This is a genomic window from Streptomyces sp. NPDC002004 (genome assembly GCF_053593975.1).
The window spans coordinates 41,320-65,555 of record NZ_JBSFDP010000019.1; the positions used below are offsets into that span (position 1 = coordinate 41,320).

General features: G+C 71.1%; 29 protein-coding genes. 14 read left to right on the top strand and 15 right to left on the bottom strand.

What is annotated here, in order from left to right; all coding sequences use genetic code 11:
• Positions 1-560: 560 nt before the first annotated feature.
• From ACWCP6_RS24635 to ACWCP6_RS24650, 4 genes are all read right to left on the bottom strand, one after another.
• Positions 561-791: a type A2 lantipeptide gene (locus tag ACWCP6_RS24635; RefSeq protein ID WP_450934698.1), complete on the bottom strand. Its 231-nt coding sequence runs from the start codon at positions 789-791 to the stop codon at positions 561-563.
• A gap of 643 nt (positions 792-1,434) precedes the next feature.
• On the bottom strand, positions 1,435-1,926 hold the full coding sequence (locus tag ACWCP6_RS24640) for a hypothetical protein (protein ID WP_450934699.1): 492 nt from the start codon (positions 1,924-1,926) through the stop codon (positions 1,435-1,437).
• Positions 1,927-2,033: 107 nt separating this feature from the next.
• A complete protein-coding gene (locus ACWCP6_RS24645) occupies positions 2,034-3,008 on the bottom strand; it encodes an SRPBCC family protein (RefSeq protein ID WP_450934700.1) in 975 nt (324 codons plus the stop codon).
• Positions 3,009-3,011: 3 nt separating this feature from the next.
• A complete protein-coding gene (locus ACWCP6_RS24650) occupies positions 3,012-4,256 on the bottom strand; it encodes a histone H1-like repetitive region-containing protein (protein ID WP_450934701.1) in 1,245 nt (414 codons plus the stop codon).
• 275 nt (positions 4,257-4,531) lie between these two features.
• On the opposite strand from ACWCP6_RS24650, the gene ACWCP6_RS24655 reads away from it, so the two are divergent.
• From ACWCP6_RS24655 to ACWCP6_RS24690, 8 genes are read left to right on the top strand one after another with little or no spacing between them, the layout of a single operon-like run.
• The gene (locus ACWCP6_RS24655; protein ID WP_450934702.1) at positions 4,532-4,888 is read left to right on the top strand and encodes a gas vesicle protein GvpO; all 357 of its coding nucleotides are present in this window, start codon (positions 4,532-4,534) and stop codon (positions 4,886-4,888) included.
• Between the two features lie 31 nt (positions 4,889-4,919).
• Positions 4,920-5,420 (top strand): gas vesicle structural protein GvpA, encoded by a 501-nt coding sequence (locus ACWCP6_RS24660; protein ID WP_450934703.1) that lies wholly within the window; start codon positions 4,920-4,922, stop codon positions 5,418-5,420.
• Between the two features lie 3 nt (positions 5,421-5,423).
• Positions 5,424-6,137 carry a GvpL/GvpF family gas vesicle protein gene (locus ACWCP6_RS24665; RefSeq protein WP_450934704.1) on the top strand — a complete coding sequence of 238 codons (714 nt, stop codon included), beginning with the start codon at positions 5,424-5,426 and terminating at the stop codon, positions 6,135-6,137.
• Between the two features lie 10 nt (positions 6,138-6,147).
• Positions 6,148-6,393 carry a gas vesicle protein GvpG gene (locus ACWCP6_RS24670; RefSeq protein WP_450934705.1) on the top strand — a complete coding sequence of 82 codons (246 nt, stop codon included), beginning with the start codon at positions 6,148-6,150 and terminating at the stop codon, positions 6,391-6,393.
• Positions 6,394-6,427: 34 nt separating this feature from the next.
• Positions 6,428-6,829, top strand: coding sequence for a gas vesicle protein (locus ACWCP6_RS24675; protein WP_450934706.1), 402 nt, complete (start codon positions 6,428-6,430; stop codon positions 6,827-6,829).
• Positions 6,822-7,637, top strand: a complete 816-nt coding sequence (locus ACWCP6_RS24680) for a GvpL/GvpF family gas vesicle protein (protein ID WP_450934707.1) — start codon at positions 6,822-6,824, stop codon at positions 7,635-7,637. The genes ACWCP6_RS24675 and ACWCP6_RS24680 overlap by 8 nt, the downstream gene beginning before the upstream one ends.
• Positions 7,634-7,873, top strand: coding sequence for a gas vesicle protein (locus tag ACWCP6_RS24685; RefSeq protein ID WP_450934708.1), 240 nt, complete (start codon positions 7,634-7,636; stop codon positions 7,871-7,873). The genes ACWCP6_RS24680 and ACWCP6_RS24685 overlap by 4 nt, the downstream gene beginning before the upstream one ends.
• A complete protein-coding gene (locus ACWCP6_RS24690; protein WP_450934709.1) occupies positions 7,863-8,288 on the top strand; it encodes a gas vesicle protein K in 426 nt (141 codons plus the stop codon). The genes ACWCP6_RS24685 and ACWCP6_RS24690 overlap by 11 nt, the downstream gene beginning before the upstream one ends.
• Before the next feature lie 132 nt (positions 8,289-8,420).
• Here ACWCP6_RS24690 and ACWCP6_RS24695 read toward each other — a convergent pair whose 3' ends face one another.
• Positions 8,421-8,699 (bottom strand): CsbD family protein, encoded by a 279-nt coding sequence (locus tag ACWCP6_RS24695; RefSeq protein WP_450934710.1) that lies wholly within the window; start codon positions 8,697-8,699, stop codon positions 8,421-8,423.
• A gap of 668 nt (positions 8,700-9,367) precedes the next feature.
• Here ACWCP6_RS24695 and ACWCP6_RS24700 point away from each other — a divergent pair.
• Positions 9,368-9,760 (top strand): ATP-binding protein, encoded by a 393-nt coding sequence (locus tag ACWCP6_RS24700; protein WP_450934711.1) that lies wholly within the window; start codon positions 9,368-9,370, stop codon positions 9,758-9,760.
• Positions 9,761-9,841: 81 nt separating this feature from the next.
• Here ACWCP6_RS24700 and ACWCP6_RS24705 read toward each other — a convergent pair whose 3' ends face one another.
• The 4 genes from ACWCP6_RS24705 to ACWCP6_RS24720 form a co-directional block, all read right to left on the bottom strand.
• Complete coding sequence (locus ACWCP6_RS24705; RefSeq protein WP_450934712.1) at positions 9,842-10,588, bottom strand: SAM-dependent methyltransferase; 747 nt, start codon at positions 10,586-10,588, stop codon at positions 9,842-9,844.
• A gap of 190 nt (positions 10,589-10,778) precedes the next feature.
• Positions 10,779-11,672: a YihY/virulence factor BrkB family protein gene (locus ACWCP6_RS24710; protein WP_450934713.1), complete on the bottom strand. Its 894-nt coding sequence runs from the start codon at positions 11,670-11,672 to the stop codon at positions 10,779-10,781.
• 312 nt (positions 11,673-11,984) lie between these two features.
• Positions 11,985-12,827, bottom strand: a complete 843-nt coding sequence (locus tag ACWCP6_RS24715; RefSeq protein ID WP_450934714.1) for a DUF1206 domain-containing protein — start codon at positions 12,825-12,827, stop codon at positions 11,985-11,987.
• Positions 12,828-12,935: 108 nt separating this feature from the next.
• A complete protein-coding gene (locus ACWCP6_RS24720; RefSeq protein WP_450934715.1) occupies positions 12,936-14,084 on the bottom strand; it encodes a PP2C family protein-serine/threonine phosphatase in 1,149 nt (382 codons plus the stop codon).
• A gap of 271 nt (positions 14,085-14,355) precedes the next feature.
• On the opposite strand from ACWCP6_RS24720, the gene ACWCP6_RS24725 reads away from it, so the two are divergent.
• Entirely contained in the window at positions 14,356-15,447 is a 1,092-nt protein-coding gene (locus ACWCP6_RS24725) for a glutamate--cysteine ligase 2 (protein ID WP_450934716.1), read from the top strand.
• Positions 15,448-15,631: 184 nt separating this feature from the next.
• Here ACWCP6_RS24725 and ACWCP6_RS24730 read toward each other — a convergent pair whose 3' ends face one another.
• The 4 genes from ACWCP6_RS24730 to ACWCP6_RS24745 all read right to left on the bottom strand — a co-directional run bounded on the left by ACWCP6_RS24730 (position 15,632) and on the right by ACWCP6_RS24745 (position 19,231).
• Positions 15,632-15,937: a WhiB family transcriptional regulator gene (locus ACWCP6_RS24730; protein ID WP_450934717.1), complete on the bottom strand. Its 306-nt coding sequence runs from the start codon at positions 15,935-15,937 to the stop codon at positions 15,632-15,634.
• Between the two features lie 415 nt (positions 15,938-16,352).
• A complete protein-coding gene (locus tag ACWCP6_RS24735; protein WP_450934718.1) occupies positions 16,353-17,759 on the bottom strand; it encodes a M36 family metallopeptidase in 1,407 nt (468 codons plus the stop codon).
• A 521-nt stretch (positions 17,760-18,280) separates the two neighbouring features.
• Positions 18,281-18,628: a PRC-barrel domain containing protein gene (locus tag ACWCP6_RS24740; protein ID WP_450934719.1), complete on the bottom strand. Its 348-nt coding sequence runs from the start codon at positions 18,626-18,628 to the stop codon at positions 18,281-18,283.
• A gap of 432 nt (positions 18,629-19,060) precedes the next feature.
• Positions 19,061-19,231: a hydrophobic protein gene (locus ACWCP6_RS24745; protein ID WP_450934720.1), complete on the bottom strand. Its 171-nt coding sequence runs from the start codon at positions 19,229-19,231 to the stop codon at positions 19,061-19,063.
• Between the two features lie 166 nt (positions 19,232-19,397).
• Here ACWCP6_RS24745 and ACWCP6_RS24750 point away from each other — a divergent pair, with 166 nt between their 5' ends.
• Positions 19,398-19,571 carry a CsbD family protein gene (locus ACWCP6_RS24750; RefSeq protein ID WP_450934721.1) on the top strand — a complete coding sequence of 58 codons (174 nt, stop codon included), beginning with the start codon at positions 19,398-19,400 and terminating at the stop codon, positions 19,569-19,571.
• A 317-nt stretch (positions 19,572-19,888) separates the two neighbouring features.
• Here the strand turns inward: ACWCP6_RS24750 and ACWCP6_RS24755 are convergent, their stop codons facing one another.
• The gene (locus tag ACWCP6_RS24755) at positions 19,889-20,305 is read right to left on the bottom strand and encodes a hypothetical protein (protein ID WP_450934722.1); all 417 of its coding nucleotides are present in this window, start codon (positions 20,303-20,305) and stop codon (positions 19,889-19,891) included.
• Positions 20,306-20,470: 165 nt separating this feature from the next.
• Positions 20,471-21,058: a GlcG/HbpS family heme-binding protein gene (locus tag ACWCP6_RS24760; RefSeq protein ID WP_450934723.1), complete on the bottom strand. Its 588-nt coding sequence runs from the start codon at positions 21,056-21,058 to the stop codon at positions 20,471-20,473.
• Positions 21,059-21,355: 297 nt separating this feature from the next.
• On the opposite strand from ACWCP6_RS24760, the gene ACWCP6_RS24765 reads away from it, so the two are divergent.
• From ACWCP6_RS24765 to ACWCP6_RS24775, 3 genes are all read left to right on the top strand, one after another.
• A complete protein-coding gene (locus ACWCP6_RS24765; RefSeq protein ID WP_450934782.1) occupies positions 21,356-22,474 on the top strand; it encodes a sensor histidine kinase in 1,119 nt (372 codons plus the stop codon).
• Entirely contained in the window at positions 22,471-23,100 is a 630-nt protein-coding gene (locus tag ACWCP6_RS24770; RefSeq protein ID WP_450934724.1) for a response regulator, read from the top strand. The genes ACWCP6_RS24765 and ACWCP6_RS24770 overlap by 4 nt, the downstream gene beginning before the upstream one ends.
• Before the next feature lie 454 nt (positions 23,101-23,554).
• Positions 23,555-24,235 (top strand): phosphatase PAP2 family protein, encoded by a 681-nt coding sequence (locus tag ACWCP6_RS24775; RefSeq protein WP_450934783.1) that lies wholly within the window; start codon positions 23,555-23,557, stop codon positions 24,233-24,235.
• The last annotated feature ends 1 nt before the right edge of the window (position 24,236 follow it).

The window sequence follows — 24,236 nt, forward strand, 5'->3', positions numbered from 1 at the left end:
CAGCTCGGACAGCTCGGACAGCTCGGACAGCTCGGACAGCTCGGACAGCTCGGACAGCTCGGACAGCTCGGACAGCTCGGACAGCTCGGACAGCTGGAACGAGTACCGGCCGTGCATGTTGATGTGGTGCCGTGCGAACGGGGAGTACTGGGCTGCCTGTTGATCCGACAGGAACTCGACCGCCAGTTCCTCCGAAGATCGACAACATCGACCCGCGAAGGCTGCGTCGTACGATCAGCCCAGGTGAAGGCGTCGAACAGGACCGCGAGGGCTTCGCGCACGATCTGACATGGATGTTTCTCAACCCCGGGTATGGCGCGAGGCCGCCGAGGCCGGACTGGGAGTGCTGTCGTCCCGGATCTGGTTCTGAGCGAACCGGTTCCGGGCGGGTCGCCGCACCACCGTCGTACGGGAACGCGAACGGACAAACGCAGTATGGCCCGGGGTCGGTACGGACCCCGGGCCATGCTGGTGTCGGCGATGCGGAATCAGGGCGGACATGGCCGCCCTGACCCGTCATCGACCGCGGCGTGTCCGCCCAGACGCTCGGCGAACGATGCTCAGGCGCCCAGCGGGTTGGGGACGAGACCCGGCAGGCCCGAGGCAAGACCCGTGAGCCCAGAGGTGTCGACGCCGCCGCCACCCTGGGTGGACAGGGCGAAGCCGGCGGGGACGAGGCCGTCCACGTCGCCCGAGATCGAACCGCCCAGGCCGCCGCCGAGGCCGCCGGACACGCTGTCGAGGTCGCTGTCGGACACTTCCTGAGTCGCAATCCAGGGAGTCGAGCTCATGATTGAAATTCCCTTCACGTGCGGTGAGAAAAGGTGCAACCGGCCCCGGCCCACTGATGAACAGGCCGGGGGGACGGGCCGGAGCCACAAGGGTGGCGCAGCACCGGAACCCCGCATCGAGGCCCCTGGCGTGACGTCCGCGCGGCGAAATCAAAGCATGTGGGAGACCGGAAAAACCAACGACTCCGGAGCCGTATGTGAACGCCGTCGCGGAGGGGGCCCATTGCGTGACCCCGCATCCATCACATGGGGGCGAATCCTTCACGCGCCGGTCGGCATACTTTTCGCGGAGCGCGGAGCGCATTCCGGCAAGCAGGACAGAACGGCGTCCCGAACGGCGCTCATCACCAGGCGGGACACGGGCGTTGGAGGCTGCGTGTCGCCTGCGTGACCGATGTGCAGATTCCCCGCGGAAGATCGGAATGCGCCAAGGCGTGCTGGAGGTATCGCCGTACAGAGCACGGTAAATGCGCGATTTCGGGAATATGAGTCCGGTGGATATCGGCCACACGACTGCGCGGGATGCCTCGAGCCGCTGCGGACCCCGCACGGTCGGCGGCGCGCCGCGGGCGGCTGCGGCCAACGTCCCGCGCACACCGGCGCCGCATCCGGCCGGCGTCAGGCCGGGCTGCGGGCTACGGCGTCAGGCCGGGCTAGGGGCCAAGGCCTGTGCCGCCGCGGCCCGGTGCAGTTCGTCCACGGTCTCCATCTGGCTCTCCGCCCGGTCCAGGAGGCGCTGGAGCTCCCGCTCGTCGACCCCCTCCAGCTCCGGGGCCGCGGCCAGCAGGGCCTGCCACAGCTCGCGTTTGCCCTGAATGCCGATCCGAAGGGTTTCCAACTCGACGAGCGTGCTCAGCCGCGAGCGGCGCAGGAGCCGGCCGTTGGGCTTCAGCCGAGCCGCCTTCTCCGCCGCCCATCCCCCGTACACCTTGTAGCGCCTGGGGCTGACATCGAGTGCAGCCATCAGATCGAGGAGGCTCTCACGGTCCTGGGCGATGGCCACCGCCAACTGCCGCAGCTCCGGGGCCCGCACGGAGGAACGGTGTTCCCGTGCAATCCGCTGCGAAAGCTCGACTCCTGACGTGGAACCGCCGAGGTGGTCGTTGAGATAGACGCTCAGAGCGTGGCGTTGCACGGGGATCTCCCTTCGGCTGCGTTCGAGGGGCGCCAGGTACGTCCGTATGCCTCACGTCGGGGCGCACCGGGACAGGGTGCGCGGGGCGCCCACCGGGGCACTTCCCGTCACTCCTCCTCTTCGTCCTCGTCCTCGTACTCCTCCTCGTCGTACTCGCCCTCTTCGCCCTCTTCGCCCTCTCCGTCCTCGCCCTCGTAACCCTCGTAGTCCTCTTCGCCGTCCCCCTCTTCCCCCTCTTCCTCGTACTCGCCCTCTGCTTCCTCCTCCTCGAGCGCCTCCTCGTGCGTCCGGACGACTTCACCGTCCCGTATCTCACCGCGCCAGCCTTCCGGCTCCTCGTCGGTGAGCGTCACGTACCGCTGGAAGTGCTTGAAGTCGAGCCGCAGACGGCGCCCCTGAGCGCGCCACAGGTTCCCGGTCTTCTCGAAGAAGCCCGAGGGGTAGTACTCGACGACGAGGACGATGCGCGTCAGCGTCGGGGTCAGTTCATGGAAGCTGACGCACCCCCGTGTGGTTCCCTTCGCACCGTCGGACGTCCACACGATGCGTTCGTCGGGCACCTGCTCCTGGATCGTGGCCTTCCAACCACGCGTCGAGGGACCGACCTTGACCTTCCAGTCGCTCGTCGTGTCGTCGTTCCTCGACGCGCTGCGCACACCCTTGGTGAAGCTGCTGAACTTCTCGTACTGGCACCAGTGGTTGTAGGCGTCCCGGATCGGTATTCCGACGTCCAGCACTTCGACGATGTTCATCACCTTGGTCGTACCGGACTTGCGGCGGCCGCCACCTCCTCCGAACGCTTCCTTCACCTTGCCCAGCACGTTGTCTTTGACGTTCTTGGCCTTCTCACCGACGATCGCCTTCAAAGGGGAGTCCCCTTTCAGGATGCGACCCCCGATCCCTGCAATCGGGCCGCCGTTCTCGGCGACGTCGAGGAGTTGGTCGGTGACGTCCCCCAGCTTGTCGCCGGCCTTGTCCACCAGGTGCTCCACCTGGGCGCCCAGAAAGTCGACGAGTTCGTCGCGCAGCAGCTCCAGGCCCGAGCCCTGCTCGCGGGTCGTGTCACGATCTTTGTTGGGCATGGCCTACCTCCGCCGCGCGGCAGTTCGCTTGGTGGCCGTCTTCTTCGCCGGCGCCTTCTTGGCCGCCGTCTTCTTCGGGGCCGTCTTCTTCGGGGCCGTCTTCTTGGCCGCCGTCTTCTTGGCCGCCGTCTTCTTCGCGGCCGTCTTCTTCGCGGGTGCCGCCCGCTTGGACGCGGTCTTGCCGGCCGGCGCCTTCTTCGCGGCAGTCCGCTTCGGGGTCGACTTCTTGGCCGGGGGCGAGGACTTCCCGGCGGCCTTCCGCGCAGGCCTCTCCCTCCCGGCCTCCGCGGCAGGTGGCCTCCTGGCCGTGGTCTTCTTCGCCGTGGTCTTCTTCGCCGTGGTCTTCTTCGCCGTGGTCTTCTTCGCCGCCGTCTTCTTCGCCGCCGTCTTCTTCGCCGTGGTCTTCCTGGCGGCACCCGGCCTCTCAGCCGCCTTCTTCTTCGCCGTGGTCTTCTTGGCGGCACCCGGCCTCTCAGCCGCCTTCTTCGCCGGGCGCGTCCCGGCCGCCGGCCTCTTCGCGGCTGCCTTCTTCGCGGCTGCCTTCTTCGCGGTCCTCTTCTCCGGAGGTGCCTTCTTGGCGGCGGCCTTCGCCGCCGAGGCCGTCCTCTCCCGAGCTTCCCTACGAGGCGGGCGTTTCGCGGGCCTCCTGCCGCCCCGTGCGCCTTCGGCCCTGCGGCGCCGCGGCCGTTCCTCTTCCTCCTCGGGCTCTTCCTCCTCGGGCTCTTCCTCCTCGGGCTCTTCCTCCTCGGGCTCTTCCTCCTCGGGCTCTTCCTCTTCTTCGCCTTCCTCTTCCCACTCCTCCTCCGGCTCTTCCTCTTCCTCTCCCTCCTCTTCGCCCTCCTCCTCTTCCTCCGGGCCTTCTTCCTCGCCCTCCTCGCCCTCCAACTCCTCCTCGGGCTCGCCCTCGCCCTCCTCCTCGCCCTTCTCCTCCTTGGGCTCACCGATGCGGAGCGTCTTCTCGTGCAGGACATCCGCGAGGTCGGCGAGCCGACGGTCGGCGGTGGCCGTGAGGGCCTGCCGCCCGGCGTCGAACAGCTCCCCCCGTATCTGGTCGTTCAGCTCGGCCACTCCCGGCACTTCGCCGACGCGACGCAGGCCCTCGGTCAGCAGTTGCTGCGGATTGAGCCCGAATCGGCGCCCGGCCAGGTAGGTCGCCACGGCGAATGCGAGACGGCCCTTCTTCGTACGTCCGAGGACGTAGCCGCCCGCAACGGCAGCGGCAAGCGCAATCTTGGTCGTGTCCTTCATGAAGCGGTTCCCTTCGGAAAGGCGGAAGGGGCCCCGGATACCGGGTCAACTTCTCCCGCTTGCACCGCGATTGAGAAATGGGGAGAGCAACGCGCAGGCGAAGACCGCGCATCCCGCTGCCGGGCGGACACGTCGCACTCGCGCGCTCCGGGGGCGGCCACAGCCATCCGGCGGCTCTCTACGAGTCCCCCCACGGAAGCGACATATACACCTATATGATGAAAGTGTATGTTCGCGCGTGGGATATGGCGTCCCCTCCGACCCCCGGAGAGACCATGGCCGCAGGAGAATCCGCCAGGCGGCGCTCCACCAGCCGTCGCAGCGACGACCGGGCAGAGCGGGACACCTCCGGCGAGCCCCGGAGTCGCACCCGACGGCACAATGCGGCGTGGGCCATGCGGTCGGCTGCCGAGCAGCTTCAGGAGCTGCTGGGACGGGCCCCCGAGTCCGTCTCGGCGCTGAAACCGACCGACGACGGTTGGGAGGCCGATGTGGAGGTACTCGAACTGGCGCGTGTTCCCGAGACCACCAGCGTGATGGCCACCTACCGAGTGACGCTCGACGAGGAGGGAGATCTCGTGGCGTACGAAAGGACGCGCCGATATACCCGTGGACAGATCGACCGGCGGTGACGACGCTTCACAGCCGGTGAAGGGAGGCACCATGACTGTGGTGCCGCAGAGCGGAGGGACCGTCGCCCGCGGCGGCGGAGGGACAGGCACGCTCTACGACGTCCTGGAACTCATCCTGGACCGCGGACTCGTGATCGACGTCTTCGTCCGCGTGTCCCTGGTCGGGATCGAAATTCTGAAGATCGACGCCCGCATCGTCGTGGCCAGCGTCGACACGTACCTGCGGTTCGCCGAGGCCTGCAACCGTCTCGATCTCGAGTCCGGGAGCAAGCAGCCGGCGCAGCTCACCGACATCGTCGGTGACACGATCGAGAGCGGAGCCCGCGGCAAGTCCAAAGGCGCCCTGAGCGGTGCGGCCGAGGCGGTCACCGAATCCCTCAAGGGCATCACCGGCCGTGACGAGGACGAGGACGACGAGGGCGAGAGCGACGAGGGCGACGAGGGCGAGGAGCGCGAAGCCGTGGCACGGCGACGCCGGCCGGCGCGACGGACACCGCGCCGCGAGAGGAGCCAGACCCGCGAGAAGGAATGAGTCATGGCCGTTTACATCTACTCCATCACCGGCAAGGATCATCCGCTCCCCCTCGATGATCTGAAGGGCGTGGGAGACCCGCCCACCGAGCTGCGGACGGTGACCGCAGGGCCGCTGTGCGCGGTGGTCAGCGACGCTCCGGAGGATCTCCGTCCCAAGCGCAGGGACGTCGGCGCGCACCAGGAGGTGCAGCAGCGTCTCATGGCCGGTGGCAGTGTGCTTCCCATGAGATTCGGCTACGTGGCCGAGGACGACGACACCATCCGGGCCATCCTGGAGGAGCGCGCCGACGACTTCCGGGCGCGGCTCGGGGCGCTGGAGGGCTGCACCGAATACCACCTGAAGGCGTCGCTGGACGAAGACGCCATGCTGCGGCAGATCCTCTCGGATTCACCCGAGGCCCGGCAGCTCAACGACGAGATCAGAAGTGGTTCCGCCAGCCCCCAGGCGAGTCTCGAACTCGGTGAGATGGTCGCCCGGGAGGTGCAGGAACGCGAGGAGGCGCTGGCCTCGCACGTACTGGAGACGCTCCGCCCGTCCGCCCGGGAGACGGACTCCTCCCCGGCGACCGGTGAGGACTTCATCAGTGTCTCGTTCCTGGTGACACGCGAGCAGGAGGAGCCCTTCCTCACGGCGGCCCTGGACGTGGCCAAGCAGCTGGGCGACGACTTCGACTTCCGGCTCAACGGCCCCCTGCCGCCGTACAGCTTCGTATGAAGGAGTCGCCATGGGTCTGTTCACACAGCTCGCCACGCTTCCGCTGGCGCCCGTACGCGGTGTCGTGTGGGTCATGGACCAGGTACTGGCGGCGGCCGAGAACGAGTACTACGACCCCGCTCCCGTGCAGCAGGAACTGGCCGAGCTCGAGAGGCGGCTCCTCGCCGGCGAGATCGACGAGGAGACGTTCGACCGGCGCGAGGACGAACTGCTCGACCGGCTCGAGGAGATCAGAGCGTTCCGGTCCGGCGGATAGCCCCTGATCTGCTGCGAGAGAACACGAGGCCACCGTGACTGAACCGCTGTCCAACAGGCTCGGCGCCTACCCGTCCAGAGCGGCACCGCCGTACGGACAGGGGTCGTCCGCCAATCTCGCGGACATCCTGGAGCGGGTACTCGACAAGGGCATCGTCATCGCGGGAGACATCCAGATCAACCTGCTCGACATCGAGCTCCTGACGATCAAACTCCGGCTCCTGGTCGCTTCCGTCGACAAGGCCAAGGAGATGGGGATCGACTGGTGGGAGCACGACCCCGCGCTGTCGTCCCGGGCACACGAACACCGGTCGCTGACCGAGGAGAACGAACGCCTGCGCGCCGAGATCGAGGCGCTCCGGCGCGGCACATCCGATCAGGAGCCGGAGGTGGAGCCCAGGCGTGCCACCAGGCGGAGGAGTGCTCGCGATGAGTGACCTCGTCACCTACGTGTACGCCGTGGCGCGCGGCGCGGAAGGCCTGGAGCAGTTCGTGGCGGCCCTCGACGGAGTGGCGGACGCCCCGGTCCACCTCGTGTCCGCCACCGGCGACGACGACGTCGTGCTCGTGGCGAGCCGGGTGCCCGCCGAGGACTTCCACGAGGAAGCCCTCAGACGGCATCTCGAGGACCTGGGGTGGCTGGAGGCCGTCGCCCGCGCCCACAACGCCGTCGTCGAAGCGGTGGCCGGGCGTACGACGGCGCTCCCGCTGCGTCTGGCCACCGTCTACCTCGACGACGCCAGGGCCCGGGACGTGCTGGACACGGGACGGGCCCGGTTCGCGGAGCATCTGGCCCGGCTGGACGATCACGTCGAATGGGGGGTCAAGATCTATGTCGAGCCGTCCACAGCGCCCGCCCCGTCCGGCGCGCCTCCCGCACCGGGTCTCTCGCCGGGGCGTGCCTATCTCCGCGGCCGCAAGCAGCAGCAGCACGCCCGTGACGCCGTGTACGGGGCGGCAGAGCAGGCCGCCGCGCGTGTCGAGGAGGCGGGGCGCAGGTACGCGGCCGACCGGGCCCGTCACCGCGTTCAGCAGGGGGTGCTCGCCGGCGGTCCTGCCGAGAACGTGGTCAATGACGCGTATCTCGTGCCCCGGGAGCGCGGCGAGGACTTCCGCGCCGCCGTGGCGAATGCGGCGGACGGGCTGGACGGGGTGCGCGTGGAGGTCACCGGCCCCTGGGCGCCGTACTCCTTCGCCGTGGCGCAGCCCGGGGCCGACGGTACGGCGGAGGGCGCGACCCCATGACCACACCGAACCACCCGGCCGCGGTCGAGCCGCTGCCCGACCGGCAGGTCGCCCTGATCGACCTGCTGGACCGCCTGCTCAGCGGCGGGGTCGTGCTCACCGGTGACGTGGTGCTGTCCATCGCCGACATCGACCTCGTACGGATCTCACTGCGTGCGCTGATCGTCTCCATCAGTGCGCAGAATCCGTCGCCGTGGCCGGCCGCGTCTCCCCTGCGAGGCGACGGTGACGGCTGACGAGGCGGACGGACGGACCCGGCGCCTCGAAGAAGTCGCGGAGGCAGCCGCGCGCGCCTTCCGACTGCTGCCCGCCGCGCCCGACGACCTTCCCGGGGCAGGAGAGCGCTCGCGCCTTCCGGCGCGCCGGATCAGCTCCGACCCCGACACGGTGGAGCGGGATCTCATCCGACTGGTGCTCACGCTCGTGGAACTGCTGCGCCAGCTCATGGAGCGGCAGGCGCTGCACCGGGTCGACCAGGGAGACCTCAGTGAGGAGCAGGAGGAACGCCTCGGCTCCACGCTCATGATCCTCCATGACCGGATGGCCGAGCTCTGCGCGCAGTACGGCCTGACCATGGACGACCTCAACCTGGACCTCGGCCCCTTGGGGACGCTGCTGCCGCCGCCCGACCGACCGGCCGACCGGACGTGACGAGGGCCCGGGCCGGTGCCTGCCGAGGCACCGGCCCGGGCCTGGCACACGAGCGCCTCGGCGGCCGATGGGCGGGCCGGGCAACCGAGTTGGACCGGCTCGACCGGCCTCATGGCCACGGCGGCCGGCACGTCACATGTTCTTGCGGGCCTTGCCCTTCACTTCCTGTGCTTTGCCCTTCACTTCCTCGGCCGTTCCGCGAACGGTCTGGCCGGTCTTGCCCGCGGCCTGCTTGGTCTTGCCCTCGATACGGTCACCGGTGCCCTTGAGGCTCAGCTCCTCGTCGCCCGTGACGCGTCCGAGCTCTTCCTTGGCCTTTCCGACCGTCTCCTGGGTCTTGCCGCGGATCTTCTTGCCCTGATCGCCCACTTGGATCAGCTCCTCGGTGGAGTCGGGCCCCCCTTCGGTCACCGACTACCGCGCCAGACACCCGCCAAACCCCCTCGACCGCGACTCTCGGACCCGCGCGCCACGTCACGTGGCGTGATCCGTCGGCCACGGGCTCCTGATTCACGCCCGGGATCCGCCGCCGGTCACCATGGCGAAGCGTCCGGGCCGGCGGATCTGACGCTGCGGCAGAAGCTCGGGTCGACAGCCGGGGCGCGCCGCCGGAGCATGGAGGGGATGGCACACCGGTTCCGATGTGCGGTGCAGGCCCTCGGCGGGCGGTGCCGCACACGCGACCGGACCGGGCGACCCGGCCGTCGGCGCGGGCTCCGCGGTTCCGCCTGCCGGTCCGGTCGTAACGTCGTGGACGAACCGGCAGTGATTCCCCGAGCCCGGAGCGTATGCGACGGTTGCCCGCCCGCGAGAAGGGCTTCGACGCCGGAGCGGCACGGGGGCCAAGACCTTCTGCTGGTAGGGCGACCCGTGTTCGCCCCCGTGCCTGTGGGAGGACGTGTCCACACGCACCCTCCCACCGGTCCGTGCCGGGGGTGGGCGTGCGAGCGGTCGTGGACACGGCGCGCACCTGCATGCCGCGCTCCGCAGGGCATGGCCGACGGAGCGCATGTCGGGGTGACCTGGCGTTTTCGGGGCAGGCGCCGGATGTGGCCACACGGATCGGCACGGAGGACGCCATGGCGCAGCCGCCCAGCGAGGAGCAGGACCCCCGCCAGGAAGCGGGCCGGCGTACCGGAGAGCGGGCGCAGGCCGTTGCGCGCGTGTTCCTGGAGAGGATCGCGACGGCCGGACCGGAGACGGATGCCGTCCTGCTCGTGGTCGAAGAGCTCGTCACCAACGCCGTACGGCACGGCGGGGGCGTCACGGGCTTCCAGCTCGAGGCGGACGCAGGGACGGTGACCGTCACGGTCGAGGACGCCGCCCCGCAGCCTCCGCTCTTCCACGACGTCGACGCGAGCGAGCCCAGCGGTTACGGCTGGCAGTTGGTGCACGAGCTGGCCATCGACGTGCGTGTCCGCCTGCGGTCCGACGGCAAGACGGTCCGCGTCACCCTGCCCCTGGGACCATGAGACCCCGAGCCCGGCCGCCCCGGTGGTCACCGGGGCGACCGGGTGGCCCGGCGACACCGCGCCCGGCCACCCGGCACGAGGTCAGCGGCCGAGCAGCGCGAAGACACCCCAGCCGAGGTACTCGCGCTCGTACCGGACGTAGCGGCCGGGATCGGTGGAGAGTTCGGCACGCAGCTCGGGGGCCAGCTCGTCGTGGGGGTTGGCGTCGAGCCAGCGACGGACGTTCAGCCACTGTGCTGCCCTGTACCGGTCCCAGCTGTCCTGGTCGGCGAGCACCATCTCCACGACGTCGTAGCCCAGGTCCCCGAACCGTTCGACGAGCCCGGGCAGCGGCAGGAAGTCGTGCTTGCGCCGGGCGTGGCAGGCCTCGACGGTCTGCTGGTCCGGCGGTTCCCGGCGCCAGTACGGTTCGCCGATCAGCATCATGCCGCCCTGCCGCAGGCTGCGCTCCAGCAGTCGTACGGTGCCGGCCAGTCCGCCACCGATCCAGGTGGCGCCGATGCAGGAGGCCAGATCCACGGGCGCGTCGGCCACATGGCCCGACGCGTCCGCGTGAACGAAGGTGACCTGGCCGGTGACACCCAGCTCGACGGCGCGGGCGCGGGCCTGCTCGGTGAACACCGTGCTGATGTCCACCCCGGTTCCGGTGATCCGGTGGTCGCGGGCCCAGGTGCACAGCATTTCGCCCGACCCGCTGGCCAGATCGAGCGCACGGGTCCCCGGCGCCAGCTGCAACGCCTGCCCCAGCGTGGCCAACTTCTCGCCGGTGAACGGGTTGTGGATGCGGTGGGTGCTTTCCTTGATGACGAAGCTACGTGGGAGGTCCACTGGTGGGGCTCCTCGGGTCGTATGAGGTCAGGACGGTTCCGGACGGCGGCCGACCGTTGTCGGCCGCGCTAACCTGAGCCCTCATCAGAAGCACCTCGTCGCACAGTTGGAGTTTCGGCGTCGGTGCACGGTAGGGCGCCGCAGACGCCCGCGTCCACGCATTTTGGTGGGCGGGCCCGGCCGCCCGAACTCACCTGTCCTCGTGGAGGGACGGGCGGGACGCCCGGCTGAGTTCGACCGCGAACTGTGCGCCGGCCAGCAGGGACAGGTGGGACAGCCACAGCCAGATGAGGAACACCACGATGCCGGCCAGCGAGCCGTAGAGCTTGCCGTAGGCCCCCACCGTGGAGGCGTACAGCGAGAAACCGGCGGAGGAGACCAGCCACAGGAGTGCGGCCGCCGCGCCTCCGGGCAGGGCGTGGCGGCGCTGCCGCGCCGCCGGCGGCCCACTGCGGAAGAGCACGAGCACCAGCAGCACCACCAGGCATCCCAGTACGGGCCAGCGCAGCAGGGACCAGGTTGCCGTGACGGTGCCGCCCACTCCGGTCCGCCTGCCCAGGGCCTCCGCGAGCGGACCGGTCATCAGCAGGACGAAGGCGCTCGCGACCAACAGGGCCAGCAGGCTCAGTGCCGTCAGTACGATGCGGTGCAGCCGGTACCACAGGGGACGCTGGTCCGGAATGCCGTGCATGGTGTGCAGGGCACGCCGGAACACCGCGAGATAGCTGGAGGCCGACCACAGCGCGGCGATGCCTCCCGCCACGGCCACGGTCAGGGCCGCGGAGCGCGCTTTGGCCATGTCCTGAAGGCCCTTGTGGAGTTCGGGTCCCGACTCTGCGGGGACCCAGGCCGTGACATGCTCGATGAGCCGGTGGGTGAGGTCCGGGCTGACCAGGCCGATGAGGGAGACGGTGACGAGGAGGGCGGGTACCAGCGCGAGGACCGCGTAGTAGGTCAGCGCGGCCGCCCAGTCCGAGACGTTGTCGTTCCACATCGACACGGGGACCCGCCGCATGGCCGTCGGCCAGACCGACCGGCCGCGAGCCAGGGCCGGCATGCGCGCCGAGATGGTGCGCAGAGTCACGAGTCCTCCGGTGGTGTGTGCGAAGTGCCAGGGCCGTGGACCCTCGTCCGGCGACAACCGTAGCGGTGCCGATGGGGGGCAAGGGCCTCGCTACCCGTGCGCCGTCGATACGAACGCAATGACGGATGGTCGTGCACGGAGCCCAAGCACGCGCCCTGTGGGTGTACCGGTGCCGGAGCACGGGGGCCGCACGACCGGTGGGCGGCGGAGGACCGCCGGGGCCGGCGCACAGCCGATGCGGTCGTGGCCGTGTTTCCTGCCCGCCGATTATTCCACCGCGGCCCCGGTGGCACGCTCCGGCGGCTCGGCCCCTCAGACCCGGCGCCAGCGCGCCACCGCGAAGGAGAACAGCCCGAACAGGGCGAGCCCGACGGCCACCGCCACGAGGAGCGACGGTCCTGCCGGTGTGTCCGCGAAGGAGCGCAGGGTGTCGTCGAACCCCTTCGCCCGGTCGGGGTCGTACGTCACCGCGGCGCGCACCGCGAAGCCTCCGGCCGCTGCGAACACCGCGCCACGCGCCACGCCCCCGGACACACCGAGCACGTCGACGATCCTCCGGGAGCGTACGGGCATCTCCCCCACCTTCAGATCCTCCCGGTACGAGCGCAGCATCGCCCGTCCCGCGATCCACAGTCCGGCGCAGACGACGCCGGCGCCGGCCGCTCCGACCAGCCACTGCCCGGCGGGCAGCGACAGCGCCGTGGCCGTGACGTCGTGGGACTGTTTGTCACTGGAGCCGCTGCCGCTTCCCCGGTCACCGGCCGCGAACAGGGTCACGGACCAGGCGACGAAGCCGTAGAACACGCATCGCGCCGCTGACAGGGCTCTCCCGGACGCCTTGTCCCCCTGCGCCCCGGTGGCTCCCAGCACCGCTTCGGACAGTCGCCACACCGCCATCCCCCACAGTCCGACGGCCAGACACCAGAGCACGACCAGGCCGAAGGGCTGCCCGGCGATCTCGGCCAGGGCTCCGCCCCGGTCGGCCTGCTTCCCGTGGCCGTCGCCCCGGGCCACCTCGACGGCGAGGATCCCGACCAGGACGTAGATCACCCCTCGGGCGGCGAAGCCCGACCTGGCCGCCCACTTGATCCACGAGCTGCGTCTCGCGCGCCACGCCTTGGACTTGAAGCCACCCGCCATCGCCTGCGCATTCATCGTTGCCTCCCCAGTCCGGATGCCCCGGCTCACCGCGGTCAATCGGGCGCCTGCGCACCCACGCGGCCCGGCCGGGCCGCGTGGGGTGGTGTGCGGGTGCGGGCCGGGTCACGGATGCCGGGTCAGTGTGATGGCGAGGAGTGCCAGGTCGTCCTTGTCCAGGTCCGCCGACCAGTCCTCCACGTCCGCCCGGAGGTAGGACACCACCGTCTCGGGCTCCGGCGGGCCGTGGCCCCCGAACCGCTCGGCGAGACGGTCCAGGAGTGGATAGAAGACGCCGTCCGCGTCACGGGCCTCGCTCAGCCCGTCGGTGTGCACGACGAGCACCTCACCGGGACGCAGACCGTGGATTGTGGGCTCGGCACCGTCCGGGGACAGCGCTCCCAGCCCCAGGGGCAGGGAGGGCGAGGTGGTCAGTTGTCTGGCTCCTTTGGGGCCGACGACGACCGGGGGCGGATGTCCGCGGTCGACGATGCGGATCTCGTCACCCGTTTCGGGGATCTCCAGCACCAGGGCGGTCACGAACAGCTCCGGGTCTCCGGCCCGGCCGGACGGACTGTTGCGGGTGATGCTCAGTTCCAGCCGCTCGGCAAGACGGCTGAGGCTCTGCCACTCGTGCGCGGACACCCGGAAACTGCCGAGCACCGCGGCCACCGTCTGCACCGCGTCCAGGCCCTTGCCCCGTACGTCGCCGACGATCACGCGTACACCGAACGGTGTCGCGGCCACGTCGTACAGATCCCCGCCTACGAGGGTTCCGCCCTCCCCTGCCGCGTAGAAACCGGCCGCCCGCACCCGTCCGAGCCGGCTCGGCACGGGTCGCAGGAGGGCCTGCTGCATGGCCTCGGCCACCGAGTGGGCCAGGATCAGATTGCGTTGCGTCCGCTCCCGCTGCCACGCCTGCACCGTGCTGGCGATACCGATGAGCAGCGTGGACACGTACAGCACGACATGGTGCTGCTCGGCGAAATGGCCGGGACGCCGGGAGGCCATCCACAGCTGCAGCCCCAGGCACAGCACCGTCCACCGCGCCGTGCTCCGGGGGCCACGTGTGGCGGCGGCCAGCGGCGGCACGGCGATCAGCAGAAAGCTCAGGGGCTCCTTGCCGTGGATGACCAGGTCCGCCACGACGTCCGCGACCACCGCCACCACCGGCAGCCACCACACCCACCCCTGGCGCAGGGCTTCGCGCCACCACGCTTCGCCCTCCTGCGGGGCCGTACGCCCCCCGGCGGGGCGAGTGCTTCTGTGAGGCATAGCCGCACCCTAAGAGCCGGGCCCACCCGGACCGGTCGCACGGCGTGCCGTGTCACTGCGCCGGAGTGCGTCCAGCGGCTCCCGTGCCGTGGCGCCGCTGCGTACGAGCGGCTGCGGCGGCTGCCGGACGCATTCGGGCTCCTCCCGGGTGCCGCCCTGCCCGGTGTCCGCCATTCGGCCCAGGCGCCCGTACGGTCGCCGGTGGTTTCGCGACAAGGTCTCCCCATAGGGAATCCGCAGCGGCGCGGCGGCCGCGGAAAGGCAGTCGCCCGTGCGCAGTGTGGGTGTCGAGGAAGAGCTCCTTCTGGTGGATACGGGGACCGGCGAGCCGCGTGCCCTGTCGGCGGCCGTGCTCGCCCTGGCCTCGCGGGAGTCCACCGGGGGCGACGACGCCTTCGAGGCGGAGCTCCAGCGCCAGCAACTGGAGTTCGCCACCCGCCCGCGGGTGGCGATGGACGAGCTCGCGGAGGAGATCGCCCGGTGCCGGGCGGAGGCCGCGCGTCTCGCCGGGGAGGTGGGTGCCTCCGCGGTGGCGCTTGCCACCTCCCCGCTCCCGGTGAGCCCTGCGGTGGGCTTCGGGAAGAGGTACCGGTGGCTGGGCGAGCACTTCGGCACCACCGTGCAGGAGGCGCTGACCGGCGGCTGCCATGTGCATGTGTCGGTGGAGTCGGCCGAGGAGGGGACAGCCGTCCTGGACCGGATCAGGATCTGGCTGCCGGTCCTGCTCGCGCTCAGCGCGAACTCCCCGTTCTGGCAGGGCCAGGACACCGACTACAGCAGCTACCGGAGTCAGGTCTGGAACCGCTGGCCGTCGGCCGGCCCGACGGAGCTCTTCGGATCCGCCGACCGGTACCGGGAACGGGTGCGCGACATGATCGGCACCGGAGTGATCCGCGACGAGGGGATGGTCTACTTCGACGCGCGCCTCTCGCACCGCTATCCGACCGTCGAGGTACGGGCTGCGGATGTGTGCCTCACCCCGTCCACGACCGTGCTGCTGGCCACCCTGGTGCGGGCGCTCGTCGGCACGGCGGCCAGGCAGTGGCAGGCCGGGCTACCGCCTCCCCCGACGAGCGTGAGCATCCTGCGGCTCGCCTCGTGGCGCGCGGGCCGGTACGGCCTGGAGGATCGTCTGGTGGACCCACGGACCATGCGCCCCGCGCCCGCGGAGGACGTGGTGCGGGCGCTCTTCGACCACGTACGGGACGCGCTGGACGACAGCGGGGACACCGGGACGGCCCGGACGGCACTGGACGCTCTGCTCAGGGAGGGCACCGGCGCGCGGGTGCAGCGGGAACTGCTGCGGAGCACGGGAAGTCTGCGGGACCTGGTGGCCGAGTGCGTGAGGCGGACGCGTGGATAGCTCCCCCTCCGGAGCGGCCGGCCACGGCCAGGGCGGCCACCCCGCAGACCTCCTGGCGCGGTCGCGGCCGGGAAGCGGCTCGGCGCGGACGACGGGTGACCTCGCCGGGGCCTCGCTCGCGTCCGGCCCGGCCGCCCCGTGGCCGGCGCGGAGTCCGACGGTGTGCGGGGGTCGGTCGGGCACGTCACGATGCGCGCGCGTGACGCCTCGCCGTCGAACGTGAGGACAGCAGACTGCGGCGCTCGCGTTCGGTCAGGCCGCCCCACACGCCGTACATCTCACGTGCCTTCAGGGCGTGTTCCAGGCACTGGACGCGCACCGGGCACCCGAGGCATATGCGTTTGGCCCGCTGTACCCGCTGGGCGTGATCCTCGCCGCGTTCGTCCGCCGGGTGGAAGAACAGGGTGCTGTCCAGGCCCCGGCAGCTGGCGTGCATCTGCCAGTTCCAGTAGTGGTCGAAGGGGCCCGGCAACCGGCTCACGTCAGCCATGAAGGCTGCTCCTCTCGTCGGTTCCGCCGGCATCGCGCGCCCGTGTGCGCGTGATCGGGGCTCGCGGTGCCGGCGTAGTTTCACTGCCTCAGGCAGAGCCGGGTACCCGGGGAGCCGCCGTCCCATGTGCACTCCGGGCCCGGAGAACGTCCGCCGGTGGCCGGGCCGGTCCTTCGAGGGCCGGACCCGACGCACCGGACACGGCCCGGGCAAGGCAACGGCCCGCCGCGGTCGGCGACGGGCCGTCACGATTCCCGAGGGTGGCCTTGTCCGACGAAGCGCCAGTGCTGCGGCGGCCGCAGGGGCGTCCTCGCTCCCCGCGCGCCGAGGGCGCGCACGGAGCGGTCCTGCGCTCCGGCGCACCGCTCGACGGGAGCGGGGAACGGTGTCAGCGGGTCACGAGGGGGGGTGGGACTCAGCCGGGCAGGATGCCGCGGGCGGTGAAGATCTTCGTCACCTTGTCGGCGGCGGACCGGCCGTAGAGGGCCCGGGCGGTGTGGACGACGTCCTGGGCGGCCTGGGTGAAGCTGGTGTCGGGCCGGTAGTAGAACTGCGACTCCAGGATGGTCCGGTCGGCCTTGGTCCGGCCCAGGGCGAGGTTGATCTGCCAGAGCGCCGCCGACCAGATCTCGCCGTCGTCGTGGACCTCTCCGGTCTTGTCGGCGACGGTCTTCTTGGTGTCCGTGCGCCGCAGGCAGTGCGGCGCGTCCGTGTAGGCAGTGGCGTCCCAGTCCATCACGCAGGCCGGGTCGTAGTGCCGGCCGGTGGGAAGCGACATGGTGACGGCGAGGTAGTCGCCGAATCCCTCACCGATGGCCCCGGCCTCCTCGGTGGCGCCGAAGCCCGGGGACTGGTCGTCCTGGACGGCGTGGCCGTACTCGTGCCACACGACCTCGAGGTCCTCGGCGTCGTCGACACCACCGGTACCGAAGGAGATCTGGTCGGTCTCGGGGTCGTAGAAGGAGTTGTCGTCGGGGATGGCGTCGGCGGCGTACTTCTGCGGCTCGGCGTTGGCGTCCTTGATCCCCAGGTCCCGGAAGTAGCGCTGGGCCTTGGTGATCGCGTAGTAGGCGGACACCTGCTCGAAGCCGGCCTTGTCACGGTGGAAGGAGAAGGTGTGCCGGCGGTTGGAGACCGGGTCGAGGCTCAGGTTGCGGGCCCACTTGCCCTCCAGGACCCCCTTCTCCGTGAAGTCGGTCAGTCGCACCTTGCGGTACGCCTTGGCGAGTGCGCGGTAGTCCTTGTCGTCCCGGTCGGCAAGGGTCTGGTCGCCGAGGGCCACGACGGGGTTGGGGTCGAAGACCAGTCCGGTCCCGCGCGAGTTCACCGCGTGCGCGTGGTCCGCGAGCTGCTTCACCGCGACGGTGCCGCCGGCGCGCGCGTCCACCAGGGTGCGGACGCTGCCCGCCGCGCCGCGGGTGACGACCTGCCACACCAGCTTCGGTGAGGCACCGCCCTGCACGGCGAGCCGGGTGCTGGTCACCGTGATGCCGCGCGTGTCCTGACCGGCCGCGCGCTTGCCGCGGCCACCGCTGTCCGGCGCGAGCCTGGCGGCGGCGCGCACGCCCTGCGAGCGGGCCTGGGCCGCGGTCACCCGCGCGGTGGTCGACAGGGTGGCGGGCACCTTCCTGCGGCCGTCGTCGACCGAGACCTTGCCGGTCGGGGAGGCGTGGCGCGCCACGTAGCCGTCCACGACGGGAAGTCCACGATAGGTCTGCTGGTACCACGTGTGCGTGCCCGTCAGGGACGTACGGACACGGACCTGCCGGAGGCCGTCGGCGCTGCTGGCCGCCGATGCCGGTGCGGATCCGGAAGCGGCCATGGCCGCTGAAGGGAGTAGAGCCGTTATCAGGGCGAGGCTGCTGACGGCGGTGGCCGTTCTGACGGTCGCGGGGATCATCGCGGGGCGTCGGTCCTTTCCGTGCCGGGGACGCCCGGGTCTGTTGGATTTCGACCCAGGACCGGACAAGGCAATCACCCTGGTCACTGACGGCTCATCATCCTCAGGAAGGAACAGGCCTACTACTTGAGGGTGAACATGACAGAACGATCAACTATCCGCCGTGAGGAGTCCGTTGACCGTTGCGCCTCGCTCCGCTTCCGGTGAGCCGCGATGATCCCGCCGAAGGCCGACCGGTCAGGCCCTCCGTTCGCCGCCGCCACGACAGGACTTCCCGCCGGGCCGGTGGGCGCGGCACAGTGCCCGCCGGGTCCACTCCGCCGGCACCACCGCGGCTGAGACCCACTCGACTCCGCGCCGGGTACGCCAGGAACGGCCGCCGGGCACAGCACTGCTGGGCACGCCCCCGGGGGACAAGGGCGTGCCCAGCGGTCCGGTGCGGCTCAGTGGCCCGAGCCGTAGTGGCCGCCCAACTGGTCGCGGTAGGCCGGGTCGCCGAGGTGTGTTTCCTTGTCGAACTCCGGAGCGGCCTTGATCTCGTCCTTCGTGCGCGCGACGAAGATCAACCGGTTTTCGTGGTCGATGCTGGTGACGGTGCCGGCCGGCAGCATCACCTCCTTGCCGAAGATCCACACACCGGTGTCGACGACGATGTACTGCGAGCCGACTTCGCTGGAGTGCTTGTCGACCTTGCCGATGTGACCGTCCGTCGCCTCGACGCCGTAACCGGTCAGATCGTCGTCCGGGGTATGGCCACTGGTCGGTATGTAGGCCCACATGTACTCGGACATCAGTCCTCCTCGAAGAAAGGGTTGTTGCGCGACGGCTTGCGCGGATGCGGGGTCATCGGTGGTGCGGCAGGAACCGGCGCAATTCCGGTACTCGGAGAAAGGCGCCGGCTCGGCAGAGCCGACTCGACAGAAGGGCAGGGCGCGTATTCCCGAATTTCCCTCGACCGCCCCGGATCACCGACGCGTGCGTGGCCGTCGTCGCCGCCACGCCGCTCGCGGCCATCGCGCCTCGTATGCCGCGCACGCACCGTGCCGCGATTCACAAGCGGCATCGTTGCGCGGGTACCCGCGCCAGCCGGCGGACGGAATGCACCTGCGCAGCCCGGGGCCGCCTGCGCGTGTGTGCGCGTTCCCGCCGTGTGGGTGAAAGCACTTCCGGGTGCGCCGGGAAGGCCCGGAAAACGGCCCCGGCCGGGGCGCCATGGGCCGTGGTCACCAGCGGTACCAGCGACCGCGGGTCCGGCCCGGACTTGCGGGGCGCACGACGAAGCCGACCAGCCACACCACCAGGACGATGGCGGCTATCCACCACAGGGCCTTGAGCGCGAAGCCGGCGCCGAAAAGGAGAAGGGCGAGGAGCAGAACGACAAGCAGGGGAACCATAGTTATCAACCTCCGATCCGCCGTGTGCCCCCGCCTTCTGCCGTCACACCTCCGATGGCGAGATCGAACCGAATGGACCCGCCCGCGCGGATCCATGTGTTTATGAGGGGGTGTTGCGGTTATCCGGGTCGGCACACCGGTTGTCGATTTCCCGGAGGCGAGCGTCATGAACAGCGAACAGAAGGCACAGGCCAAGATGGAGCAGGCCGAGGGCAAGCTCAAGGAGACCGCCGGCCGCGCCGTGGGCAACGAACGGCTGACCGCCGAGGGTCGTGCCGAACAGGCCAAGGGCGATCTGCGGCAGGCGAAGGAGAAGGCCAAGGACGCCTTTCACCGCTGAGGCCGCGGCACATCGCGCAGAAGGCCCCGTACCCCGCTGAGGGGGGTACGGGGCCTTCGTCCGCAGGTGCGCCCCATGACGGTCGCGGAGCGCCGGAAGCCGGCGGGTCCCAGCGCAGCCGCGGACTCCGATCAGCCGATGTGGCCCATGCCGCCCGGAACTCGGGCGTCCGGCGTGGCCCACTGCCGCCCGGGCCGCGGGAGCCCGTCCTGCCTGCCGGCTGCCGGGGCTCGGGCAACCCGAAGGGCCCTACCGCTGCCGGGACTCGGGCAACCGTAGAGCGCTACCGCTGCCGGGACCCGGAGGACTCGTGCGGCTCATGCCTCGCGGGGCCTTTTGACTGCGGATCGGATGTTCCAGCCGGCCACGCCGAGGCACAGCAGGCCGGTACCACCCGGCACCAGCCAGCCGCCGGCGTCGTCCTGCACGGCGGTGGTCGACGACGGTCCGTCCACCCGTACGGCGACCGGACCGGTGGGCCGCTTGTCGAACACCGTGTCCACCTCGACGCGGGCAATACGGAAGCCGTCGCCGTCGGCCCGGAAGGTGCCGCTGCACATCCAGCCGTCGTCCCCGTGCCGGGACTTCGAGACCTCGCAGTGCTCGGCGCGGAACTCGCCTGCCACGCCGGTCAGCTGGGTGTCCGCCCGCAGTGCGCTCGCACCCACGAGGAAGATCCCCCCGCCGAGCCCCAGCACCGTGGTCCACAGCCGTCTCGGCCCCATGCGCGCCATGCGCGTCCCCCGGATTCCGTTGTGTACGTCCCCGCCCGATGATCGGGCGCAGCGTATGTGATCACAGTCGGTGACGCCAAGGCCTTTATCCTGCGCGGGGGTAGGACGGTCGACGCCCCCCCCGGGGCGACGCGACGCCCACGGCTCACCCTTGTGCTGACGCGCTCACCGGGCGAGGGCGGCGCCCGCGCGGGCGTACTTCTCGTCGAGGTCACCACTCGGCGCGCCCGCGACGCCGATGCCCGCGACGGGTGCCCCCTCGGCCGTGACGGGTGTTCCGCCGGCGAGGAAGAGGGTGCCGGGGATGTCCTTCAGGTTCGGGGTCCGGGCCAGATGCACGGCCAACTCGGAGGTGGGGGCGTTCCAGGAGACCGCGGTGAACGCCTTCCTCTCTGCGGACGTGTACGACTGCGGCCCCGCGCCGTCACCGCGCAGCGTCACCACGGTGGTGCCGTCACGGTCGACCACCGCGACCGACACATGCTGGTGCTCCTTCGCCGCGGCGGCGAGCGCGGCCTGCGCGGCCCTGGTCGCGGCCGCGACGGTCAGATGCGTGGACCGGCGCAGGTCGTGGCCGCCGGCGTCCGGTGCGGCGGAACCCGCCGCGGACGTGGCGTGAGCGGCGGGCGTGACGTCGGCGCTCGCGGAGACGGCGTCGAAGGTGCCCGCGGCCACCGCGGCGAGGACGGCCCCGCCGGCCACGAGGCGGGTCCTGCGCGACAGGGACGTCGTACGGCGCGACTGGGACTTCATGATCATGGCTCCCGGGAGAGTTGTGGTGGGTCGTGACGTGGTCGTCCGACGCTTGCCTCATCGATCCTCCGGCCGGTGCCGGGTCCTCCTCGTCGCCGTACCGGCTGCGTCCGCCGCGCGGTCCGGGTGACGGCGGGGTCAACCGATCGGATGACCGCGCCCCCGCCCCACCGGGCCACAATGAAGGTGTTCTCACAGCTCACAAGCGCCCGGAAGTGGAGGTCGTCTGCCGTGACGGACGTAGCGCAGTCCGCCGGTCCGGACCCGGATCCGGACGCACGTCGGCTCGGCGCCGTCATGCATGCGGCCTTCGTCCTGCTGCTCGCCGCGTCGCTGGCGCGGTTCCTGCTGAGGCACCCCGGCGAGCCGCGCACCCCCTGGATCGTGGCCCTGTCCGTCGTGCTGGCGCTGCTGTACGCCCTCGGCACACGGCCCACCGCCCGGCGGCCGCTGTGGCTGGGGACCGTCGTGACGGTGTGGATCGTGCTCGTGGTGCTCGCGCCGAGTTTTGCGTGGTGTGCGGTACCCCTCTTCTACCGGGGGCTGCGGACGCTTCCCGAGCGGGCGGCGCTGGTGCTCGTCGCACTGCTCACCGCGTTCGTCGTCGCCGCGCAGCTGGAGCTGGCGGGACGCTTCGACCCGACGCTGCTGCTCGCGCCGCCCGCCGTGGCCGCCGTCGCGACGGCGGTCTTCCTCCATATGGAGCGACAGGCCGCCCGGCAGCGCACCCTGATCGCGGACCTGCTGCGCACCCGCCGCGAGCTCGCCGCCACGGAGCGCCGCGAGGGCACGCTGGCCGAGCGGCAGCGGCTGTCCATGGAGATCCACGACACCCTCGCCCAGGGCCTGTCGAGTCAGCAGATGCTGCTCCAGGCCGCAGAGCGGACCTGGGACACGGACCCCGGGACGGCGCGCACCCATGTGCGGACGGCGGAGGCCGTGACGGAGCGCAATCTCGCCGAGGCCCGCCGCTTCGTGCACGACCTGACGCCCGCCGATCTGGCCGACGGCGGCGGTCTTCCGGCGGCCCTGCGGGCTCTGGCCGCGCGGGAGTCCGGGCAGGACCTCACCGTGCGCTTCCATGCGGAAGGTGTCCCGATGGCGCTCCCGGGCCGGACCGAGTCCGCGCTGCTGCGGATCGCCCAGAGCGCTCTTGCCAATGTGCGCGAGCACGCCGACGCGACCACGGCCGTGCTCACGCTGACCTGCCTGGACGACCGGGTCGTGCTGGACGTCGCCGACGACGGCCGCGGCTTCCGGCCGGAGGCGCTGCCCGCACCGGAGCAGGGGCTGCGCGGCCACGGCCTGCCCGCGATCCGCGCCCGCCTCCAGGCCCTCGGCGGCACGCTGACCGTCGAGTCGGCACCGGGCGAGGGCACCGTCCTGTCGGCCGCGCTTCCCCTGGAGGACCGGTGACCGAAACGCCCGTGCGGCTCGTGCTGTGCGACGACCACGCCGTCGTACGGGCCGGACTGCGCGCCCTGCTCAGCAGTGCACCCGGCATCGAGGTCGTCGGCGAGGCCGGCAGCGGCGAGGAAGCCGTCGCGCTGGCCGCGAAGCACACACCGGATGTGGTGCTGATGGATCTGCAGCTCGGCGAGGGCATCGACGGCGTCGAGGCGACCCGGCGGATCTCCCGTTCCGGAACGGCACATGTACTCGTCCTCACCACCTATGACACCGACGCCGACATCACCCGCGCCATCGAGGCCGGCGCCACCGGATATCTGCTGAAGGCGGAGCGGCCGGAGGAGCTCTTCGCCGCGATCCGGGACGCGGCGCGCGGTCGCACGGCGCTCTCGGCTCCGGTCGCCGGACGTGTCATGGCCCGTATGCGCAGTCCTCGGCCGACGCTGACGGACCGCGAGCGCGACATCCTCGGCCAGCTCGCCCGCGGACTCGGCAACCGCGACATCGCCCGGGCCCTGTTCATCAGCGAGGCCACCGTCAAGACCCATCTCGGCCGCATCTACCCCAAGCTCGACGTCGACACACGGGCGGGCGCGGTCGCGGTGGCGAAGGAACAGCGTCTGCTCTCCTGAGCCGTCGATTCTCCTGAGCCGTCTGCTCTCTGAGCAGCCGGTCCTCCTGAGCCGTCTGCTCTCCCGACCGCCCGTACTCCTGGCCGCCTGCCTGCCTGCCCGGCGTCGGCTCTCCCGACCGCAGTCCCGCCCAGCCGCTTGCTCTCCTGACCGCAAGCTTGCCCGGCCGTCTGCCTGCCCGGCCCCCACTCCGCGGCGCGATCCTCCGTGGCGCCGCGGTACGGGGGCTCACCGAGACTGTGGCGGGCGCGCCGCTTCCTGCCGGCCGCCCGCCGCCCCGGTCCACGCTCCGCCGACACGCGGGAGCGCCACCGGCGGCCATGGGAACGATCCCCACTCCTCCATCGTCTACAGTGCTGTAGACCGTCTACACATCTGTAGTCAGCCGGGCCGCCACTGCGGCGCGACCGTGAGTTCCGACGAAAGGGGGCCGGCGGCGATGGCCGCACACTTCGTGTCGCGCACGGGATTCGCCGCCCGGGCCTGCGGCGCCGGACTCGCTGCCGCGGCGGTGTTCGGTCTGCTGGCCGTTGTGATCGCGAGCGGCGGCGGGGCCCCGGCGGGCCTGGACCAGGGCGTTCTTGCCTGGTCCGTCGGACACCGGCCGGGCGCGGCGGTGGCTCTGACACGCGCGCTCACCGCCACTGGCACCGGTGTCGTTCCGTATGCGCTGGTGGCGTCGGCCGGGATCGTCGCCGGGCGCAGCGCACGGCAGCGGCTGACCGCCGCCGTACTCGCTGTCGTCTGCCTCGCGGTGGGTCAGGCCCTCAGGCAGGGCGTGATGGAACTCGTCGCCCGGCATCGGCCTCCCCCGGCGGACTGGCAGACACATGCCTCGGGGTGGGCATTCCCCTCGGGCCACACCACCACGGCAGCCGTGACCGCCGGACTGCTGATCACCGCGATATGCCTGCGGGCCCCACGCGCAAGGGGCGTGCTCTGCGTCGCCGTCGGCTGCTGGGCCGCGGCGGTCGGACTCACCCGCGCCTACCTGGGGGTGCACTGGGCCACCGATGTCATCGGCGGCTGGCTGTTCGCCCTGGGATGGCTGGGACTGTGCCTGAGTGCCGTGTCCCGGTGGGTGCCCCACGGGTTCGGCTCGGGAACGACCCACACGGTCGGAAGGACGGGGTAGC

Excerpts from the sequence above, each read along its gene's own strand:
- ACWCP6_RS24635 (WP_450934698.1), bottom strand. The coding sequence starts at position 791 with ATGAGCTCGACTCCCTGGATTGCGACTCAGGAAGTGTCCGACAGCGAC.
- ACWCP6_RS24645 (WP_450934700.1), bottom strand. The coding sequence starts at position 3,008 with ATGCCCAACAAAGATCGTGACACGACCCGCGAGCAGGGCTCGGGCCTG.
- ACWCP6_RS24650 (WP_450934701.1), bottom strand. The coding sequence starts at position 4,256 with ATGAAGGACACGACCAAGATTGCGCTTGCCGCTGCCGTTGCGGGCGGC.
- ACWCP6_RS24655 (WP_450934702.1), top strand. The coding sequence starts at position 4,532 with ATGGCCGCAGGAGAATCCGCCAGGCGGCGCTCCACCAGCCGTCGCAGC.
- ACWCP6_RS24660 (WP_450934703.1), top strand. The coding sequence starts at position 4,920 with ATGACTGTGGTGCCGCAGAGCGGAGGGACCGTCGCCCGCGGCGGCGGA.
- ACWCP6_RS24665 (WP_450934704.1), top strand. The coding sequence starts at position 5,424 with ATGGCCGTTTACATCTACTCCATCACCGGCAAGGATCATCCGCTCCCC.
- ACWCP6_RS24670 (WP_450934705.1), top strand. The coding sequence starts at position 6,148 with ATGGGTCTGTTCACACAGCTCGCCACGCTTCCGCTGGCGCCCGTACGC.
- ACWCP6_RS24680 (WP_450934707.1), top strand. The coding sequence starts at position 6,822 with ATGAGTGACCTCGTCACCTACGTGTACGCCGTGGCGCGCGGCGCGGAA.
- ACWCP6_RS24685 (WP_450934708.1), top strand. The coding sequence starts at position 7,634 with ATGACCACACCGAACCACCCGGCCGCGGTCGAGCCGCTGCCCGACCGG.
- ACWCP6_RS24700 (WP_450934711.1), top strand. The coding sequence starts at position 9,368 with ATGGCGCAGCCGCCCAGCGAGGAGCAGGACCCCCGCCAGGAAGCGGGC.
- ACWCP6_RS24715 (WP_450934714.1), bottom strand. The coding sequence starts at position 12,827 with ATGAATGCGCAGGCGATGGCGGGTGGCTTCAAGTCCAAGGCGTGGCGC.
- ACWCP6_RS24720 (WP_450934715.1), bottom strand. The coding sequence starts at position 14,084 with ATGCCTCACAGAAGCACTCGCCCCGCCGGGGGGCGTACGGCCCCGCAG.
- ACWCP6_RS24730 (WP_450934717.1), bottom strand. The coding sequence starts at position 15,937 with ATGGCTGACGTGAGCCGGTTGCCGGGCCCCTTCGACCACTACTGGAAC.
- ACWCP6_RS24735 (WP_450934718.1), bottom strand. The coding sequence starts at position 17,759 with ATGGCCGCTTCCGGATCCGCACCGGCATCGGCGGCCAGCAGCGCCGAC.
- ACWCP6_RS24740 (WP_450934719.1), bottom strand. The coding sequence starts at position 18,628 with ATGTCCGAGTACATGTGGGCCTACATACCGACCAGTGGCCATACCCCG.
- ACWCP6_RS24745 (WP_450934720.1), bottom strand. The coding sequence starts at position 19,231 with ATGGTTCCCCTGCTTGTCGTTCTGCTCCTCGCCCTTCTCCTTTTCGGC.
- ACWCP6_RS24750 (WP_450934721.1), top strand. The coding sequence starts at position 19,398 with ATGAACAGCGAACAGAAGGCACAGGCCAAGATGGAGCAGGCCGAGGGC.
- ACWCP6_RS24755 (WP_450934722.1), bottom strand. The coding sequence starts at position 20,305 with ATGGCGCGCATGGGGCCGAGACGGCTGTGGACCACGGTGCTGGGGCTC.
- ACWCP6_RS24760 (WP_450934723.1), bottom strand. The coding sequence starts at position 21,058 with ATGAAGTCCCAGTCGCGCCGTACGACGTCCCTGTCGCGCAGGACCCGC.
- ACWCP6_RS24765 (WP_450934782.1), top strand. The coding sequence starts at position 21,356 with ATGCATGCGGCCTTCGTCCTGCTGCTCGCCGCGTCGCTGGCGCGGTTC.